Consider the following 17050-nt stretch of genomic DNA (forward strand, 5'->3'; position numbering starts at 1 on the left):
CCCACCCGACGGATGCGCGCGCTCGCCACTCACCTCCTCCCTCGCCCGGTTCATACCAGCTCCACCAGACCACAATCGCGCCAGCGCTTGAGATAGTCGTGAACCACGCTCTCCTCGAGGCCGACCTCCCTGGCCAGCTGGCGCACGGTGGTCGGGCGCGTCAGGGTCGGGATGGAGTCCATCAACAGACGCATGCGCCGGCGTGACTCGTCCGGCACGTCGCCGAAGGCGACCTGGCCAGGATCCACATAGAGGTCATGGCGGGGGTGAGACAGGCAGACGTTGCCCTCGAAGCGCTTCTTGATCAGCGGCGAGGACTCGATATCGTCGATGGCGGCGAGCACCACGTCACGCGCCTCGAGCAGGCGCTGCGGCGACATCAAGCCAAGGTTATCGGCGTCGGTGTGATACTCGGGATAGGGATAGCGCGACAGCGAGGCCATGGGGATGCCGTAGGCTTCCCACAGGTACTCGTCGTTGAGCAGCAGGCTCTCGAAGGCGCCCTCGCGGTAGTCGTGCCCACCCTCGCTGAGCACGCGCGACAACGCCTGCTCGATGTTCGATCCGGCACCTCGTGAACGCTGCAGATTGAGTATGGTGGGCGAGCCCAGCATCTCGAGCATCACACCCTCGAACAGTCGAGCGCGCTCTGCGGCGGGAAGCCGCCCAAGATAATACTCGGTGCCCATGATGCCGGGGGCCAGCACCAGTCGGTAGCTGAAGCGCCTGGGTCGCGCGGCAAGCGCCTCGAACACGGCGAGCCCCACCGCCACACCGGACAGACCATCGTTGGCGACGCCGGGATGATCCAGGTTGGCCCCCAGCACGATGGTCTGCTCGAGCTGACCCGGCAGGTGATAGTCCAGGCAGCGCAGATACCCCGGCGCCTCGCGGGTCTCGATCACCACCTCGTAGTCACCAGGCGCAAGACTCTCGACAAGACGACGTGGCACGCAGAACCCCCAGTCACGCTGCCAGCTGGTAAATAGCTGGCGAAAATGGAACGGGATGCGCTCCTCGTAGCGGTGATCAAAATGCAGGTGGGACTTGAGTTCTTCTCGCGAGACCGTGCCTCGGAACGGCAGTGACAGCGCCATCACCGCCATGGGATGCCAGCGACCATCATAGATACACTCGCCATCCTTGTAGATGGCCGCCTCCAGCACGTCCCACCTGGGCGGAATCACCCAGCCGTTGTGGACGTCAGAGGCCTCGAAACGATGTTCCCGGAGCGGCCAGCGCTCGGACAGGTAGGCCACCGTGGCGTCGTAGTCGCTCGAACAGATCACCCGATTCAGCGGAGTGAGGTCGGCCAACATGGCCATCATGGCGTCGCCGGCGGCGACAGACGCTGTCGTCGCGCTCTGCGTGCACGCTGTCATGACAAGATCCCTGTGCATGGTGGGTAGGCTGGCGGCAAACCGCCGGGGCCGCGCCAGGCTCGGCGCAAATGGGGAAGACGTGGAGGTGGACGAGGATGTGGTCAGCTATCAAACCTGCACGGTCGCCGGGTCGCCAGGGCAGGCAGCGGCCTGGCTGGGCAGATCATTGGTGTCCAGGCGCGGCAATAGCAAGGGGTCGTCCCGGGCCGGGTCGGCCTGTCGCGACGCCACGGTCAGCCCGGCGGCGCAGCCAAGCTGGCGTAGAAGACCCAGCAGCGCTTCGTCGACGCCACCGTAGGGATAGCACATCACCCAGTCGTCGCCGAGCACCCCCAGGTTTCGAAGATGAGCGAGACTGACCTCGAGGTCCCTGCCCTGTTGTTCGGGCGTCAGGCTGTCGAACCAGAAGTGCTGATCCCCGTGGCAGCCGATATGCATGCCGGCCTCGTGCAGCTGGCGGACCTCGGCATCGCTCAGATAGAGCATTTCGGCGAAGGCTCGCTGGTCCGTGCTGACGAAGCGCGCAAACAGCTCATCGATGACGTCATGGCGAACCTCGAAGGGCAACTCCCGCTGCAGCAGGCGCTTGAAGAACAGGGTATCGGGGTCATCGAAGCGTCCCTGGCGCGACAGCCGATGATAGACCCTGCGATGGATATCCTCGTAGGTCCCCAGGCCATGACGCTCGCGACGCTTGTCCAGTGCCCTGGCCAGGGCCGGCAGCAACTCTGCGGTGGAAGCGACGCTGGCCAGCACGAACTGGATCTTGTTGACGTCGAGGATCAGGCCGTCGCGCAGGGTACCGGTGCAGGGAAAGAAGCTACCCTGAAGGCCGCGTCGCTCGAGTTCCGGCAGCACATGTTCGAGGTGATCACGATAGCCGTCGTCGAAGCTCAACAGCACCGCCTGCTCGGGCAATGTCTGCTGGCCGCGCCAGGCGGCGATCACCTGTTCCATCGTCACCGGCCGATAGTGCCGCTCGAGATGGTCGAGCTGAGCGCGAAAGGCAGCAAGCTCCAGCGCCTTGAGGCGCGGATAGCGCGACCCGGCCAGCGGTCGGACATAGTGGTACATCACGATGGTCAACATCGAGCGAAACTCCTTCCCTGCCGTTCAACTGGTGCTGTTGATCGGATGCCGTGCATCGGATGCCGTTTATCGGGTAGCGTGCATCGGCGCCGTGCTACCAGGCACTCAAGCCACCATCCACGTGAAGCGTCTGCCCCGTCACGTAGCCGGAGGCATCCGAGGCCAGAAAGATCAGAGCGCCGACCAGATCGGTCGGCGTTCCCATGCGCCCCAGCGGCACCCTGGCCGAATAGCGCTCGACGAAGGCAGCATTCTGGCCACTCTCGATGCCGCCCGGTACCAGGGTATTGACGCGGATACCGTGGCCTGCCCAGAGCGTGGCGAGATAACGCGCCAGTCCAGACACCCCGGCCTTGGAGGCGGCGTAGACCGGAGGCGTGTTGATGGCCACCCCCAGGTACTGCGAGCCCTCGTAGATACGCGGATCGCAGCCCATCTCGCCGTAGATGGAACCGGTATGGATGATGCTGCCGCCTCGACCCTGCTTGATCATCTGCCCGCCTACCGCTCGCGACACCAGAAAGACACCGTCGAGATTGACCGCCATGACGTCACGCCACTGGGCCAGGGTGTAGTCTTCGGCCGGGGCGAAGAAGGCCTCCAGGTCTCGCGCCTTGGTCGCCGCATTGTTGTGCAGGATGTCGATGCCTCCCAGCGTCTTGACCGCATGCGCCACCATGGCCTCGACCGAGGCCTCGTCGCTGACGTCACAGCCAAGTCCGAGGCAAGGCTGACCGTGGTCGGTCTGAAGCTCGGCGGCGAAGCGCTCGGCCTCGGCAGCGTCGAGATCCGCGACCACCAGCGAGGCGCCGCATTCGGCGAGTCCTCGACAGAAGTGCCGCCCCAGGATGCCCAGGGCCCCGGTGACCAGTGCTACCCGACCGCTCAGATCGAACAGCGCCGATACAGTGCACGCCTGCGCGGGTACGAGGCCTGCACCCTCATTGTCAGAGCGCATCGAGACGTACCTCATGTCCCCGCTCGGCCGCGAGGCGCCCGGCGATCAACGTCTTGATCACCGCGAGTGTGGTCTGGCATTGATGACGATCCGGCCCCTGCTCGAGCATCCGCCAGAACTCCCACAGGGTGCGACGAAACATGCCGAAGTTGTCGCGGATGTCGGCACTGGTCTGGCCGGCATCTCCAAACACCTCGATGCGAAATACCGGCGGCACCTCGCCGAGCGCATCGATGCTCAAAAGGCTGCCGTCACTCATGGTGATGGCGAAGGACTGGTGGCCTGCCCCAAGCGCTCTGACGGAGACCGGCGTCGCCGCCGTCAACGGCAGGATGGCGTCGAGCAGGTGAACCCCGTAGCGCTCCCAGTCTTTGACGATGGCGCCCCTGGCCAGGCGCCAGTTGCCCAGCGCCCCCGGCGCCGCACGCAGGGCGTCGAGTTCGCTGGCAAAGCGCATGCCGGAACATGACATCAGGCGCCCTGCTGCCAGGTAGGGGGAAAAATAGGCCAGATCCTGCGGATCCAGGGTCAGCGGCTTGTCGATGAACACCGCCAGGCCCGCCTCGAGAAAGGGTGCCGCCAGTTCGCGGTGGCTCGCCGGATCGTCACGGGCGATGATGACCGCATCCACCTGCCCCAGCATGTCACCAGGCTCGGCCACCGCCTCGTCGATATGGCAGGCGCGACATAGCCGCTCGGTGACGTCTCGATCCTGGGTCCAGGCGTGGGTGACACGCAGATCACCGACGCCGAATTCCGAGCGATGTCGCCGTGCCAGATAGTCATGGATCACCGGCCAGCCCGCCTCGGCCATGGCCGCATCGTGGTAGCCATTGAGGATGGCGGAAAAAGAAAACGGGTGACCGTTGCCGGGACTCATGCCCAGCATGCCAATACGCCTCATCGGCACTCCCTGTCACTGCTGCTTACGTCCGCGCCATTGCTGTCGAGACCGCTGCTCTCGTCTGCCTCTGGCCAAAGCCGGGCAAAACCTGCCGGCGCGGTCCCCGCCAGCCAGTCGATGCCATCGAGGGACGGCGTCAGCGGTATCTCGTGACCCAGCCAGAAGAAGCGCCCGCTGGCGCCATCCGCGGGCAAATCCAGCAGATGGTCCAGGGTCGGCAGACAGACCTCTGGCGCCATCGGTGCCTCCGGGGCCATCTTGCTGCGCACCGGGCCGGGGCTCATCAGGTTGATCTTGATATCCACGTCCTGATGTTCTCTGGCGGCGGTCACCGTCAGCGCATTCAGCGCCGCCTTGGAGGCGCTGTAGGCGGCATGCCCGGCAAAACAGTTGAGCGGTGCGCCGGAGGTGATATTGACGATGCGGCCAAAGCCACGACGGCGCATGCCGGGCAGCACCGCCGCCATGAGCATGGCCGGCGCGATGGCGTTGACCTCGAGCGAGCGCCGAAGCACGGCTTCGATGTCGGCGTCCACTGGCGCAGGCCGATTGAAGCCGGCATTGTTGATCAGATAGCCGACGTCGCCGCATTGCTCCATCAGTGACGCGATATCACTTGCGATCTCACCGCCGGCGAGATCCAGGCAGTGGACCTCGACACCGGGAAGGCTTGCGGCCAGTTCTGCCAGGGCGTTGGCGTCACGCCCCAGAGCGATCACCCGAAAGCGGCGGTTCAGGTGGCGGCACAGGGCCATGCCGACCCCACCGGTAGCCCCGGTGATCAAGATCGCCGGGCGCACATCGGTGGCTGCGGGAGTCACTAAGGCTTCGACAGGGTGGCTCAACGGGCTCTCCAACGGGCTGTACAACGGGCTATCCTCAACGTGCTCTCCTCAACAGGCTTTCGACGATGACAAAGTCGTGCTCGCGGTCGATGTCAACCGAGCGTTCCGCCGGCATGATCACCGCGCCACTGCGCCCGAACAGCAACGCCTTGCCATCCTGGGGAAGACGATCGGGACGGAAAGCATAGACGGCACCATTGAGCTGATAGGCCATGGGTAGCGCCTGTCGCGGCAGCCAGGGATCGCTGCCGTCGATAAAGGCGGTGGGCCGGCCCCGCGCATCCAGCCGCCAGGTACGATGAGGATTGACCTCGGCAGCCTTGAAGGTGGCCACCGAGTCCAGCCCCTGCACCACCAGGCGCGACAGGCACTCGGCCACATCCTGGGCACTGCGCAAGGGGTAGGTGGGCTCCAGCAGCACCATCACCTCGGGAGCCTCGCCGCCCTGGTTCAGCTCATCGAACACTTCGCGGATGGCGTCGATCACCAGCGCCTCGTCGGTGGCCAGATGCGCCGACCGACGGTGCACCTCGGCGCCATGCCGGCGGGCCACCTGGGCAATCTCGTCATCATCGGTACTCACGATCACCCGATCGATCGCCCTCACCTGCCGTGCCACCTCGATCGACCAGACCAGCAGCGGGCGTCCGCCGAGCGGCCTCAGGTTCTTTCTCGGCACCGACTTGCTGCCGCCCCGCGCCGGTATCACCGCCGTCACCGACATTGCCGCCTCGGACACTGGTGTCATCTTCATTTCCTGAAGGTTGTTAGGGTCGTTATCGAAGCGACGAAGGTCAGCCCATCAGGCCTTTGGACGGAGAAGAGGTGCCGCCCAGAGGGGACACCTCGTCGATGTCGAAGAACCACTTCTCACGGATGCCGGCATCCAGCTTGACCCGTTTCAAGGTGTTCTTGATTCGCCGCGAGGCGGCTCCATCCTCGAAGGGGTCATAGGGATTGCTCAGGGCGCCCAGCGAACGCTTGAAGGTCTCGCTCAGGGCGGTCTCGATGCCCTTGGCGATGGCCTCCTCCGAGGCCTCGACATTGATCACGTTTGCCGCCTTGAGGCGGCCGTCCTGACGCTTGCCGACATTGACCACCGGCCGACGGAAGGATGGCGCCTCGATCAGACCGCTGGAGGAATTGCCCACCAGCACATCCATGTGCTCGAGACAGCCGTGATAGAGACGCTGTCCCAGACTGTCGACCAGACGCCTGGCCTCGGGGCGCTCGGCACACCAGCGCGCCAGCCGGGCATTGATGCTGCGTCCATGACAGTCGGCGTTGGCCTTGCACACCAGCACGTCCAGATCCTCGAAACGCGACAAGGCCGCGATCAGCGCTTCCACGTCCTCGCCCGTGCCCGCGGTCACCGGGTGATAGGTGACCAGCGCGGTGGGTCGGTCCAGTGGCATGTCCAGGGCCCTTGCAAGCACCGCCCTGGTCGGCGTGCGGCTGCGGTACAGGTGATCGATGCCCGGCGCCCCATGGACAAACACGCGGCCGGGGTCTTCTCCCATCTGCAGGATGCGACGACGGTAGACCTCGGTGGCGGGAAAGTGCAGGTTGGCCAGCTTGGTCACCGCATGACGATAGTACTCGTCCAGGGCGCCACGACTGGTCTCGCCCCCGTGGAGGTGGGCCAGGGTGATACCGTGGGTGACCGCCGCCAACGCCACCGGCACGATTTCGAAACGGTCGCCCAGCAGGACCACCAGGTCGGGCCGGTCCTCGACCAGGGCATCGCCGACGCTCAACAGCGCCAGCCCCATGGCCTTGGTCATGGCGTTGCGCGAGTCCGACGCCAGCAGGATCTCGAGGCGTCGATGCAGACGAAAGCCGTCGCGCTCGATCTCGCTGACCGTGGAGCCGAACTCGGTGGACAGGTGCGATCCGCTGGCCACCAGCATCAGTTCCAGCGCAGGGTCTTCGTCGATTTCCCGAAGCAACCAGTAGAGCAGCCCATAGTCCGCTCGAGAGCTGGTCAGGACCCAGATCTTTCTCGGAGTCATGCCAGTCCCCCTCATGCCCAGGCCATCATGTCAGATCCGCCCAGTCCAGCAGGGCGTCACGACCGATACGGCGTCTGGCCACCCGACCGATCAACTGAGGCAGTGCGGCGGCCGGCAGACCGCTGCCAGGCCGCTTGAGCAGCAAATCGCCTTGCGCCAGCACTTCGCCGGCGTCGATATCGCGCCCGGCTACCACGCTGCGACGCACCAGCTCCCGCTGGGGCTGCTCACAGGGCGCCGGGCGCTTGCGCCCATCGCCGAGGGCCTGCTCGATACGACGAATGGCGGTCACCATCGCCAGGAAGGCCTGAGGATCCAGCGAGGCAGCATGGTCCGGCCCCGCCATGGTGGTATCCAGGGTCAGGTGTTTCTCGATGACCACGGCCCCACGCGCCACCGCCGCCAGCGCGATATCGATGCCATCGCTATGATCGGAGTAGCCGACCGGGCATCCGAAGGCCTGGGCCAGGGTATCCATGGCGGCGAGGTTGATCTGATCCACCGGCGCCGGGTATTCACTGACGCAGTGCAGTACCGTAACGTCGCCGGCCCCCGCCGCCGAAAGGGTCGCCAAGGCGGCTTCGATTTCCCCCAGGAAACTCATGCCCGTGGACAACAGCACCGGTTTGCCCTGGGCGCCGATACGTGTAAGCAGCGGCAGATTGGTCAACTCCCCGGAGGCCACCTTGAAGCAACCGACGTCCAGCGCAGCCAGCCACTCGACGCTGTCCTCGTCGAAGGGGCTGGCCAGGAACTCGATGCCACTGTCACGGCTGTACTGGGCCAATCGCCGAAAATCGTCAAGGCCAAGCTCCAGGCGCTTGAGCATGGCGTACTGGGAGCCGTCCTCCGGGCAGGCCTTTCGCTGGTAGCTTGCCTGGGCGGCGTCGGCGGTCACCAGTTGCTCCGCCTTGAACCACTGAAACTTGACGGCATCGGCGCCGCACTCACGTGCCGCGTCCACCAGCGCCATGGCGGTATCCAGGCACCCATTGTGATTGACGCCGGCTTCGGCGATCACCTGTACGCCTGGTGACTCGGCGCGGCTCGATGCCACCCTCCTGGTCTCGACAACCTCAGAATGACTCATTCGTGTCCCCTGCTTGCGCCTCTTGGCAGAAGCGCCTTCCCTGTTTGCGTAGACCTGCTTTTTGCGTAGACCTGCTTTAATTATTTTTTCGCCTTCTGGCGCTTTTCGCTGTGACGTCTTGTGGTGATGCGTGTCGGCCAGGCGCATTCATTGCCGTCGTCGCGCGGGCGTCCCGAGATACACTCCAGGGCGCGTTACGTCCCCTACCACGGTGGCGCCGGCGCCGATCACCGCCCCCGCACACACTTCGACCCCCTGGATCAGGTTAGCTCCGGTGCCGATCATCACGTCCGCCCCTAGCCTGACGCCCCCACTGAGCGTGGCACCGCAGGCGACGTGGACGTTGTCGCCCAGCACGCAGTCGTGGTCGACCACCGCCCGGGTGTTGATCAGACAGCCTCGTCCCAGACGACTGCCGGTGACCACCACGGCACCATCCAGTATCACGCTGCCGTCTCCCAGCTTCACGTCGTCATGCACCATGGCGTTGTGCGTGATCAACGGCGGCAGGTCGAATCCCTGCGCCAGAAAGGCCTCGATCAGCGAGCGCCGCCAGGGCGCGCTGGTGACCATGCCGACCCCCAGGAAAGCGACGCCTGGCAGGCCTTCCGGCGACGCCAGTCGACAACGGTCCTGCCCCAGCCAGGGGACCGGCATGGCCGACGAGGGCTCCTGTGCCACGTAGCCGGCCACCTGCCAGCCAAGCCCGCGCAGTCCATGCAGCAGCACCCGCGCATGGCCACCGCCGCCGATCACGAAGCACTGCTTCATCGGTGCCCGCCTCCCTTTATCGATGCGCGTTCGCTTTACCAGCGCTCCGTCCGTCACTTCGCCAGCGGTTCGTCCGTCGCTTCACCAGCGCTTCACCCATGCCTTCATCCGCGCCCTCGCTCGCGCCCTTCACCGGAGTCCCGTCTCAGGCGCTCTGCGCCATTCGCTTGAACACCTCGTTGCGCGACATCAGCTCCCGGTAGCTGCCCTGATCCACCAGGCGTCCACGCTCCATCATGTAGATGCACTCGCAGGCCATGACGGTGGTCAGTCGATGGGCGACCAGCACGATGGTCTTGCGACCAGCGAAGTCGTGGATCGCGTCCATGATCAGCCGCTCGGTGATGCCGTCCAGGGCACTGGTCGCCTCATCCAGCACCAGCACCTCGGCCTCGTGATAGAGCGCCCGAGCGATCCCGATGCGCTGGCGCTGTCCCCCGGAAAGCTGGACACCGCGCTCGCCGACCAGGGTCTCGATGCCCTGAGGCAGCTCGGCCACGAACTCGGCCAGATGGGCGAGCCGAAGTGCCCTTTCGACGCGGTCGTCGTCGATGCACTCGGGGGCCAGACCGAAGGCCACGTTGTCGCGAATGCTGCCATCGCATAGATAGAGCTGTTGGGAGACGAAACCCAGCGCGTCCTGCCACTGGCGACGATTGGCCTCATCGATGACATTTCCGTCCACGCTGATGCGCCCTCGCTGGGGCTGCATCAGTCCCAGCAATAGATCGATCAGGGTGGACTTGCCGGAACCGGAGGCGCCGACCAGGCCAATCACGCTATTGGCCGGTATCACCAGGCTGACGTCGTCCACCGCGGGAGAGCGTGCGCCGGGATAGCGAAAGCTGACCCCCTCGAGGCGAATCTCGCGCCGGGCCTTGAGGGCTGAGCCGCCCTGGGCCGAGTCACCGCCATGCTCAAGGGCGCATGCCTGGTCATGGGCATGGCTGGCCCGCAGGTCATTGCGAATTTCCTCGAGCGCATGCAGGTTCCCGCGGATGCTCGAGACGCTGGCGTAGATATGCTGAAAAGCCGGCAGCAGCTTGAAACCCGCCAGGGCATACACCGCCAGTACCGGCAGCATCGACGCCATCTCGCCCTGGTGGGTCTTGAGCAGGTAGAACAACAGCAGGATCACCGAGGCGAAGGCCACCACCTCCATCGCATAGCGCGGCGCCTGCTTGAGCGCCTGATTGGTGCCCTGGGCCCGGGCAAAGCGTCGACTGGCCCGGTCGAAACGCTCGGTCAGCTGGGTCTGACGCCCCAGCAACAACAGATCCTTGATCCCTCCGAATCCCTCGGCCATCAGCCGAAAGCGCTGGCCCTGGGCCGCCGACAGCGCCTCGCCGTTGCTCATCAGGCGACGCCGGGCGGTGTGATAGAGCAGCAGGTAGGCCAGTGAGAACAACGCCATGGCGCACAGCGCCACCGCGGGGTTGTAGATCAGGATGGCCAGCGACATGAACAGCGCCAGCACCACCTTGGCATTCATCTGCATCAACGGATCGATGACGCCCAGCATGACTCGCTGGCACTCCTGAGCGATCTGCTTGGTCAGATAGCTGCTGCTGCCTCCGGCGTGGAACAGCCAGTCCTTGTGCATGTAGTGGGCGAACAGTCGGGAACCCAGCTCCGCCCCGACGGTGGCGCCGTAGACCGCCAGTCGCCACACCGTCACCATCGACACCACCGCGGCGACCGACAACGCGCCCAGCACCCCCAGCCCAAGCCATAGAAGAAAGCGCTCCGGCGAGTCGGCACCGCTGGCCCGATAGAGCTCGCCCATCACGCCGTCCCCGCCAAGACGCTCCAGATCGCCCACTACCGCCATGAAGGGCGCGATGGAGGCGACGCTGAGCAGCTCGCACAGCGCCATCGCCACCACCAGCACCTGCAGCCGCAGCAGTTGCCGGCGCTGGTGGTGAGTCAGCAGGCCGTAGAGTTCGCGCAGATCAGTCAGCATCTCACCGTCCCTGGTTGTCGCCGCTGCCGTACTTACTGGTAGGCATAGACATAGTGACCATAGCCGTAACCATGCCTGGCGCTGGGGTCCATGGCGTTGAGGATGCAGCCCTTGACCCTGACGTTGGAGGTCTCCAGGCGCCTGAGCGCCACCCTGACCTCCTTGACCGGGTTGAGCTTGAAGCGCGTCACCAGCAGGCTGGTGCCCACCCGGTTACCGACGATGGCGGCGTCGGTCACCGCCAGCACAGGCGGGGTATCGACGATCACCAGATCGTAGTCGCAACTGAACTGCTCCATCAGCGTGGTGAAACGCTCGCGCATCAGCAGTTCCGAAGGATTGGGCGGGCATGCGCCTCGCGACAGATAGTCGAGGCCTTCCACCTCGGTCTGGCGGATGACCTCGGCCACCTCGCTCTTGTCCGACAACAGGTCCGACAGGCCACTTTCGGCCTTGGCGCCGAAGGCGCTGTGCAGGTGTCCCTTGCGCATGTCGGCGTCGATGACCAGGACCCGTTGACCGGCCTGGGCACAGATCACGCCCAGATTCAGCGAGATGAAGCTCTTGCCGATCTCGGGGCTGGGGCCGGTGATCATCAGGCAGTTGTTGGGCGCTTCCATCATCGCGAAGTGCAGACTGGTGCGCAGGCCACGCAACGCCTCGATGGCCATGTCGGTCGGTTGAGTCAGGGCCAGCAGGCCCTTGATCACCGGCTGACTGCGCCGGTCGCTGCGATACTTGACCCGCTTGACCAGGCGCTGCTGAAACTCGGAAAGCGGCACCGTGGCGTACACCGGCAGCCCCAGGTCCTCGAGCTGGTCCGGGCTCTCGATGCCGCGATTGAGCATGCCACGCACCAGTACCACCGCCACCGCCAGAAAGGCACCGATGACCGTGGCCAGGGCCATCATCAGGCCGGCGTTGGGTGCCACCGGATCGTCATCCACATAAGCATCGTCGATGACCCGCACATTGCCGATGGTGCCGGCCTTGGCGACCGCCACCTCTTGCGCACGATTAAGCACATTGACATAGATCGCCTGGGTCACCTCCACGTCCCGGGTGAGGCGCACGATTTCCTGCTGGGACTCGGGCATCTCGCTGACACGCTCCTCCAGCCGGGCCTTCTCCTGGTTGAGGATGCCGCGCTGGCGCATCAACGCCTGATAGGTGGGGTGATTGCGTGTGAACCGCTGGACCAGTTCGGCTTCCTGGAAATCCAGGGTGTTGAGCTGCTCCTCCACCGAGATCAACTGCTCGACCACCGAGGCCGCCTCGGAGTCCAGGTCGATGCTGTCCACCTCGACGCGATAGGCATTGAGCCGATCTTCCGCCGACGACAGCGAGGCCTTCAATGCCACCGCCTGCTCATCGAGAAAGGCCAGGCTCTGGTCGGCCTGGGCCGACTGCCGCTCGACATTCTGCATCAGGAAGGTTTCCGCCAGGACATCCAGCGACTCGCGCACCCGATCGATGTCGGTGCCGGTCAGGGTCAGGCGCAGCATGCCGGTGCTGGCGCTCGAGCCGCTGCCCTGCTCGGTGACCGTCAAGCGAGCCAGCAGCGAATCGATGGCCGACACCTGGGGGCGCTTGGACAGGCTGAACTCTGCACCTGGCGCTGCGGTCATCTCGCGAACGCTCAACACCACATCGCCTCCGTCGAATCTTGCGGTATCGCCGACACGACCGACACCCAACAGATCACCGTCGGGACCAAATAGCTGATAGCCGGCATCGCGGCCTGCCACCAGGCGGAAGGCCGCGCCGCGATAGGAGTCAGCGACCTCGAGACGCGCCAGTTGCAGCGACTCCCCTGCCCACACCAGATGGCTCAGATCCCATGCCTCGGGCATCAACCGCTCGAGCCATCCAAGCGGAGCAGTCATCCAGCCCAGCTCAGCCAGGTCCTCTCGGGTCACCCCTTCACGCACCAGATAGTCACCGACCAGCGGCAGACGGCGTGGCGACACCTGGGTGTCGAGGGCGAGGCGGTCAACCACCCGCCCCAGCACCATGCGAGACCGCAGTATCTGCACCTCTGCCGAGGTGTTCTCCTCTTCTCCCATCACCGTGGCCAGGTCCCCCAGCGGACTGACCGAGGCCCGACGCTCCACGTGCACCAGGGCGTCGCCCTCGTAGATGGGTGGCTTGAGCAAGGCGGACACATAACCTGCCGCTCCGAACAGCAGGGTGACGGCGAGGATCCACCACTTGTGCCGGAGCAATAGCCCCAGGATGCGCCCGAGGTCGATATCCTCGCGGCCGGGAGCGGAAGGCAAGCGTGACATTTGGGTCATGACGGCAGGTCCTGTCGGTGGCCTCGAGCGCGGCGATACGAGGTCATGGCGCGAGCCTTCGGTGCCAGGCGTCGGCGGCATCGGAAAGCATCACGAATACCTGACGGTGTGCGTCCAGGCTCTTGCGGTAGGGGTCGGGGATATCGATCCCGTCGAGCCAGTGGGCAAACAGCAGGGTCTTGCCGGTGGCAAAGGGCGCAAGTTCGCTGACCGCCTGGCGCTGGGACGCACTCATCACCAGCACCAGATCGTGATTGGCGATCATCTCGGGCGTTGCCACCCGAGCGCGGTGGGCGCTCAACTCGAGCCCGGCTTCCCTGGCCAGCGCTTGCACCTCTGCGGGCGCGGCTTCACCTTCGCGCACCGCAGAAAGCCCGGCAGACTGAATCTCCATGGCGGGCAGCCGCCTCTGCAGCAGCGCCGCACCGAGCGGACTACGACACAGGTTCGCTCGACACAGCACCAGCGCACTGGCAAAACGCACCGATCAGATCTCGCCGATGCGGGTGGTGGTGTCGGCGATGGTGCCGGGCAGCAGTGCCGACGGCAGCAGCAGGCTGATCACGTTGTTCCAGCGTGCCAGCGGGGCCGCCGTCACGTAGACCACGTCCTGGGGCTGCAGCGGGAAGTGGGTGCCCATGGTCAGCGAGGTGGCGTTGCTGATATCAAGCTGATAGACGGTGGCAAGCTTGGCATCGCCCGGCGGCTTGGGACGAATCACAAAGATCCCCGACGGTTCGGCGGTGGTCTCGATGACGCCGCCGGCTCGCGCCAGGGCGGTGGTCAGGGTGATACGTTCGTTGCCCAGCACCAGATTGCCGGGATTCCTGACCTGCCCCAGCACCGCGACGTTCTCGGACTCCAGGGTCGGGATATGCACCACGTCGCCATCGCGCAGCAGGCGGTTCTGGGTCTGGTCGCCATGGCGCATCAGCGCGTACAGCGACAGCACCTCCCTGGTGCCATCACGATTGAGTACCACCTCGTGCCAGTTGGCCGTCTCCGATGGCCCCCCGGCCTGGCTGACCGCATCGACCAGGGTCAGCGGGACCGTGGTGATCGGCTGGGCGCCGGGGGTGGCAACCGCTCCACTGACGTAGATCTTCTTGGAATGGTAGGCGGCGACGTTGACGTCCACCTGGGGCTCGGTGATGTAGTTCGACAACATGCCGGTGAGGGTTCGGCGTATCTGGTCCACCGTCCGCCCGGCCACTCGGAAACGTCCGACATAGGGGAAATAGATGCGACCATCTGGCTGTACCGTCTTGCCGGTCTCTTCGGGGCTGCGCTCGGCGCCCCCCGGAATGGTCAGCTCGGGGTGGTCATAGACGGTGATGTTGAGCACATCACCCGGCCCGACACGGTACTCGTAGTCCGTCAACTGGGCCTTGAGGTAGGAAGGCATGGTGCTGGCGACATCGCCGGTGACGTTCTGACGGAAGTTCGCCACCAATGCCGGGGTGATGGCCTGGATGTCGACCAGATGATCGATGTCCGGCGCCTCGGTCTCGTAGTCGATATGCCCGCCAGGGGCATAGGCACAACCACTCACGGTCAGCGCAAGCAGCACTGCGAAGACGGCACCCGCCAGCCAGCCGGGCGATCGTTGCGACTCGTCCACGACCCTTGTCCACTGGTGTGCCTGATTCACCTTATCCATATCGTCCCCCTGAGCGTGTGACACGCTACCGCCCCAGGGTGATATCGATGGCATATCCCTGAAGCCCTGCGCGTAGACAGATGGTTATTGTCACCGTCGAGGCTGCGTCTTCTGCGAGACGATCGACCACCGACAGCCCGCAGCACCCGTCGACGCTCGAAGACTCGATGGCCGCCAGGTACTGCGATTTATGCCAGTACGATTGCATAGCCGCGCCGTCCTGGCAGTCCGAAATTCCTGGCGTACACAGGCTGACAAACCCCATATCGGTATCCCGGAAGCATGAGAGCGACTGTTTCCGCTTGTAATTGCGTGTTCCTTCAGGACACGTCGGGGGCGCCAGCGGACAGTTACCGTGGAGAAAGTGTTTCTTTAGCCGAATCATAAGGTTGGAAATGTGCGAAAAAAGCGCTGAGAAACCAGGGTCGAGAATGTGGGCAAAGAGCGCGACCATGGGCCCTTCGCAGACGCACCATTGCAGTGCGACAGATCACTGATTCCTGATACGACGAGGTGATCGCTGCAGCAACCTCGGTTCATGCGCCGAGATGACGCATCTAGTCATTGGCGACATGGCGCGTCAGCCAGGGGGACGCCAGGCCTCCAATTACCAAAGCGCGGAGCGGCAAAAAGTATCCGGGCGAACGAAGCAAACTGAGAAAAAAATGCCCTCGGCAACGAGGGCATGGTAGCTTGCGAAAATTCAGGCAAGGACGAGGGAGAAAATCGGCAACCGGTCTCTCTCACCCCGTCATTGGGCCCCGTTCACGGCTCGGGGCTTTTGACTCGGCTCTTGACTCGCTCTTGCTACTCGGCGCTTTGCTCGGCAGGCTGCTGCTGGTTGGTGCCTTGCTCGCCGCTATTGGCTTCAGTGCCCTGCTCGTCGCTATTGGCTTCGGCGCCCTGCTCGCCGCTATTGGCTTCAGCGCCCTGCTGGCCACCCTGCTCATCACTCTTCTCAACGCCGGCTGACTCCGCTGCCTCCTCATCGTCGGGGCTACGGGTCACCTCGGTCACCGGCGGTGTCGCGGCCTCCGGGGCAGCATTGGCGCCACCCAGGCCTTCGATCAGGGACGCCAGGGCGCCGTCGAGCCGGCTCAGATGATGAGCCATGGTCAGCGGATAGTTGGCGAAGATGCCGAGGCCACTGCCGCGCAGCACCACCGGGCTCCAGAACTGACGTTGCATACGCTCGATCTCGGCCAGCGCACGGGCGTAGCTGTCGCCGAGGCCCGCGCTTGCGATCAGATCCGCCTGGTCACGCTCGAGCGCCTCGAGCAGGTGTCCCAGCGCCCAGGTCTGACCGCGGGTCTCGTGGAACACGTTGTCGACGCGGTACCAGGGCACTCGACTGTCCTGTGCCACTTCGATACCCAGTTCCTTCAAGCGCTCGCTGTCGCTGACGGTGGATGACAGCCGCTCCCGCAACGAGGCCAACTGCTGGCGCACCGCGTCCAGATAGAGCGCCAGGCCCTGGCCCTGATCGACGAAGGACGCGCCGACCCCATCGTCGAAACGCGCCAGATAGGCGCGGGCCGAGTTCCCCGCCTGGGCCAGGTGATCCTCCATGGACGGGGCCAGCCAATCGTCGGCGTCCTGTTCGAGGGCAGCGATCAGAGTATTCACCGACTCACCGGCGCCGGGGTCGAAGTCCGCCAGGCTGGCGGCCATCAGCCTCGCCTGAACCAGCACACCAGTTTCCCAGGACGGCATATTGTCGAGCAGCAGTCCCGGCGGCATCAGGTCATTTCGCAGGTACCCGCCGGGCTTGTCCTGCAAGGTATCGATCAGGGTGGCCAGGGTCGCGACCGTAACGGTGCCTCTGGCCGCCGGCGCCGCGGAGATGCGCTGCTCCTGGGTGGCAGTCTCCACGTCGAAGCGCGACGGCGCCAGGCTCCACCAGATCCCCAGCCCCACCGCCACCATCACGGCAAGCACCAGCAGCACGGCGAGCGGTTTCCAGATCCATCCGTACTGCGGGTTCTCGAGCTCCTGACGACGCCTTTCGGCGCGCTGTCGACGACTGCTCATTTCGCTCTCCTTGTCGTTCATCAAAGGCCGGCCAGCCCTGCCTCCAAT

At 64.9% G+C, this 17050-nt stretch carries 14 protein-coding genes; all 14 read right to left on the minus strand.

Features of this window, described 5'->3' with window-relative positions; all coding sequences use genetic code 11:
- Positions 1 to 50: 50 nt before the first annotated feature.
- The 14 genes from C6W88_RS13705 to C6W88_RS13775 all read right to left on the minus strand — a co-directional run bounded on the left by C6W88_RS13705 (position 51) and on the right by C6W88_RS13775 (position 17002).
- Positions 51 to 1382, minus strand: coding sequence for a DUF4910 domain-containing protein (locus C6W88_RS13705; protein ID WP_181248626.1), 1332 nt, complete (start codon positions 1380 to 1382; stop codon positions 51 to 53).
- 108 nt (positions 1383 to 1490) lie between these two features.
- Positions 1491 to 2471 carry a polysaccharide deacetylase family protein gene (locus C6W88_RS13710; RefSeq protein ID WP_108132858.1) on the minus strand — a complete coding sequence of 327 codons (981 nt, stop codon included), beginning with the start codon at positions 2469 to 2471 and terminating at the stop codon, positions 1491 to 1493.
- A gap of 94 nt (positions 2472 to 2565) precedes the next feature.
- Positions 2566 to 3429 carry an SDR family oxidoreductase gene (locus tag C6W88_RS13715; RefSeq protein ID WP_108132859.1) on the minus strand — a complete coding sequence of 288 codons (864 nt, stop codon included), beginning with the start codon at positions 3427 to 3429 and terminating at the stop codon, positions 2566 to 2568.
- On the minus strand, positions 3419 to 4333 hold the full coding sequence (locus C6W88_RS13720; protein ID WP_108132860.1) for a Gfo/Idh/MocA family oxidoreductase: 915 nt from the start codon (positions 4331 to 4333) through the stop codon (positions 3419 to 3421). The genes C6W88_RS13715 and C6W88_RS13720 overlap by 11 nt, the downstream gene beginning before the upstream one ends.
- Positions 4330 to 5154 carry an SDR family NAD(P)-dependent oxidoreductase gene (locus C6W88_RS13725; RefSeq protein ID WP_108132861.1) on the minus strand — a complete coding sequence of 275 codons (825 nt, stop codon included), beginning with the start codon at positions 5152 to 5154 and terminating at the stop codon, positions 4330 to 4332. The genes C6W88_RS13720 and C6W88_RS13725 overlap by 4 nt, the downstream gene beginning before the upstream one ends.
- A gap of 58 nt (positions 5155 to 5212) precedes the next feature.
- Positions 5213 to 5926: an acylneuraminate cytidylyltransferase family protein gene (locus C6W88_RS13730; RefSeq protein ID WP_197037118.1), complete on the minus strand. Its 714-nt coding sequence runs from the start codon at positions 5924 to 5926 to the stop codon at positions 5213 to 5215.
- 46 nt (positions 5927 to 5972) lie between these two features.
- Entirely contained in the window at positions 5973 to 7190 is a 1218-nt protein-coding gene (neuC, locus tag C6W88_RS13735) for a UDP-N-acetylglucosamine 2-epimerase (protein WP_108132862.1), read from the minus strand.
- A 25-nt stretch (positions 7191 to 7215) separates the two neighbouring features.
- Positions 7216 to 8280, minus strand: coding sequence for an N-acetylneuraminate synthase (gene neuB / locus C6W88_RS13740; RefSeq protein WP_108132863.1), 1065 nt, complete (start codon positions 8278 to 8280; stop codon positions 7216 to 7218).
- A 147-nt stretch (positions 8281 to 8427) separates the two neighbouring features.
- The gene (locus tag C6W88_RS13745; protein WP_108132864.1) at positions 8428 to 9051 is read right to left on the minus strand and encodes a NeuD/PglB/VioB family sugar acetyltransferase; all 624 of its coding nucleotides are present in this window, start codon (positions 9049 to 9051) and stop codon (positions 8428 to 8430) included.
- A 145-nt stretch (positions 9052 to 9196) separates the two neighbouring features.
- A complete protein-coding gene (locus C6W88_RS13750; protein ID WP_108132865.1) occupies positions 9197 to 11014 on the minus strand; it encodes an ABC transporter ATP-binding protein in 1818 nt (605 codons plus the stop codon).
- 32 nt (positions 11015 to 11046) lie between these two features.
- Entirely contained in the window at positions 11047 to 13311 is a 2265-nt protein-coding gene (locus tag C6W88_RS13755) for a polysaccharide biosynthesis tyrosine autokinase (RefSeq protein WP_108132866.1), read from the minus strand.
- A gap of 43 nt (positions 13312 to 13354) precedes the next feature.
- A complete protein-coding gene (locus C6W88_RS13760) occupies positions 13355 to 13795 on the minus strand; it encodes a low molecular weight protein-tyrosine-phosphatase (RefSeq protein ID WP_045993980.1) in 441 nt (146 codons plus the stop codon).
- Between the two features lie 3 nt (positions 13796 to 13798).
- Entirely contained in the window at positions 13799 to 14971 is a 1173-nt protein-coding gene (locus C6W88_RS13765) for a polysaccharide export protein (protein WP_108132867.1), read from the minus strand.
- An 807-nt stretch (positions 14972 to 15778) separates the two neighbouring features.
- Complete coding sequence (locus C6W88_RS13775) at positions 15779 to 17002, minus strand: DUF2333 family protein (protein WP_181248625.1); 1224 nt, start codon at positions 17000 to 17002, stop codon at positions 15779 to 15781.
- Positions 17003 to 17050: the final 48 nt, after the last annotated feature.

Origin of the sequence: Halomonas litopenaei (genome assembly GCF_003045775.1) — a bacterium.
Lineage (GTDB): Bacteria > Pseudomonadota > Gammaproteobacteria > Pseudomonadales > Halomonadaceae > Halomonas > Halomonas litopenaei.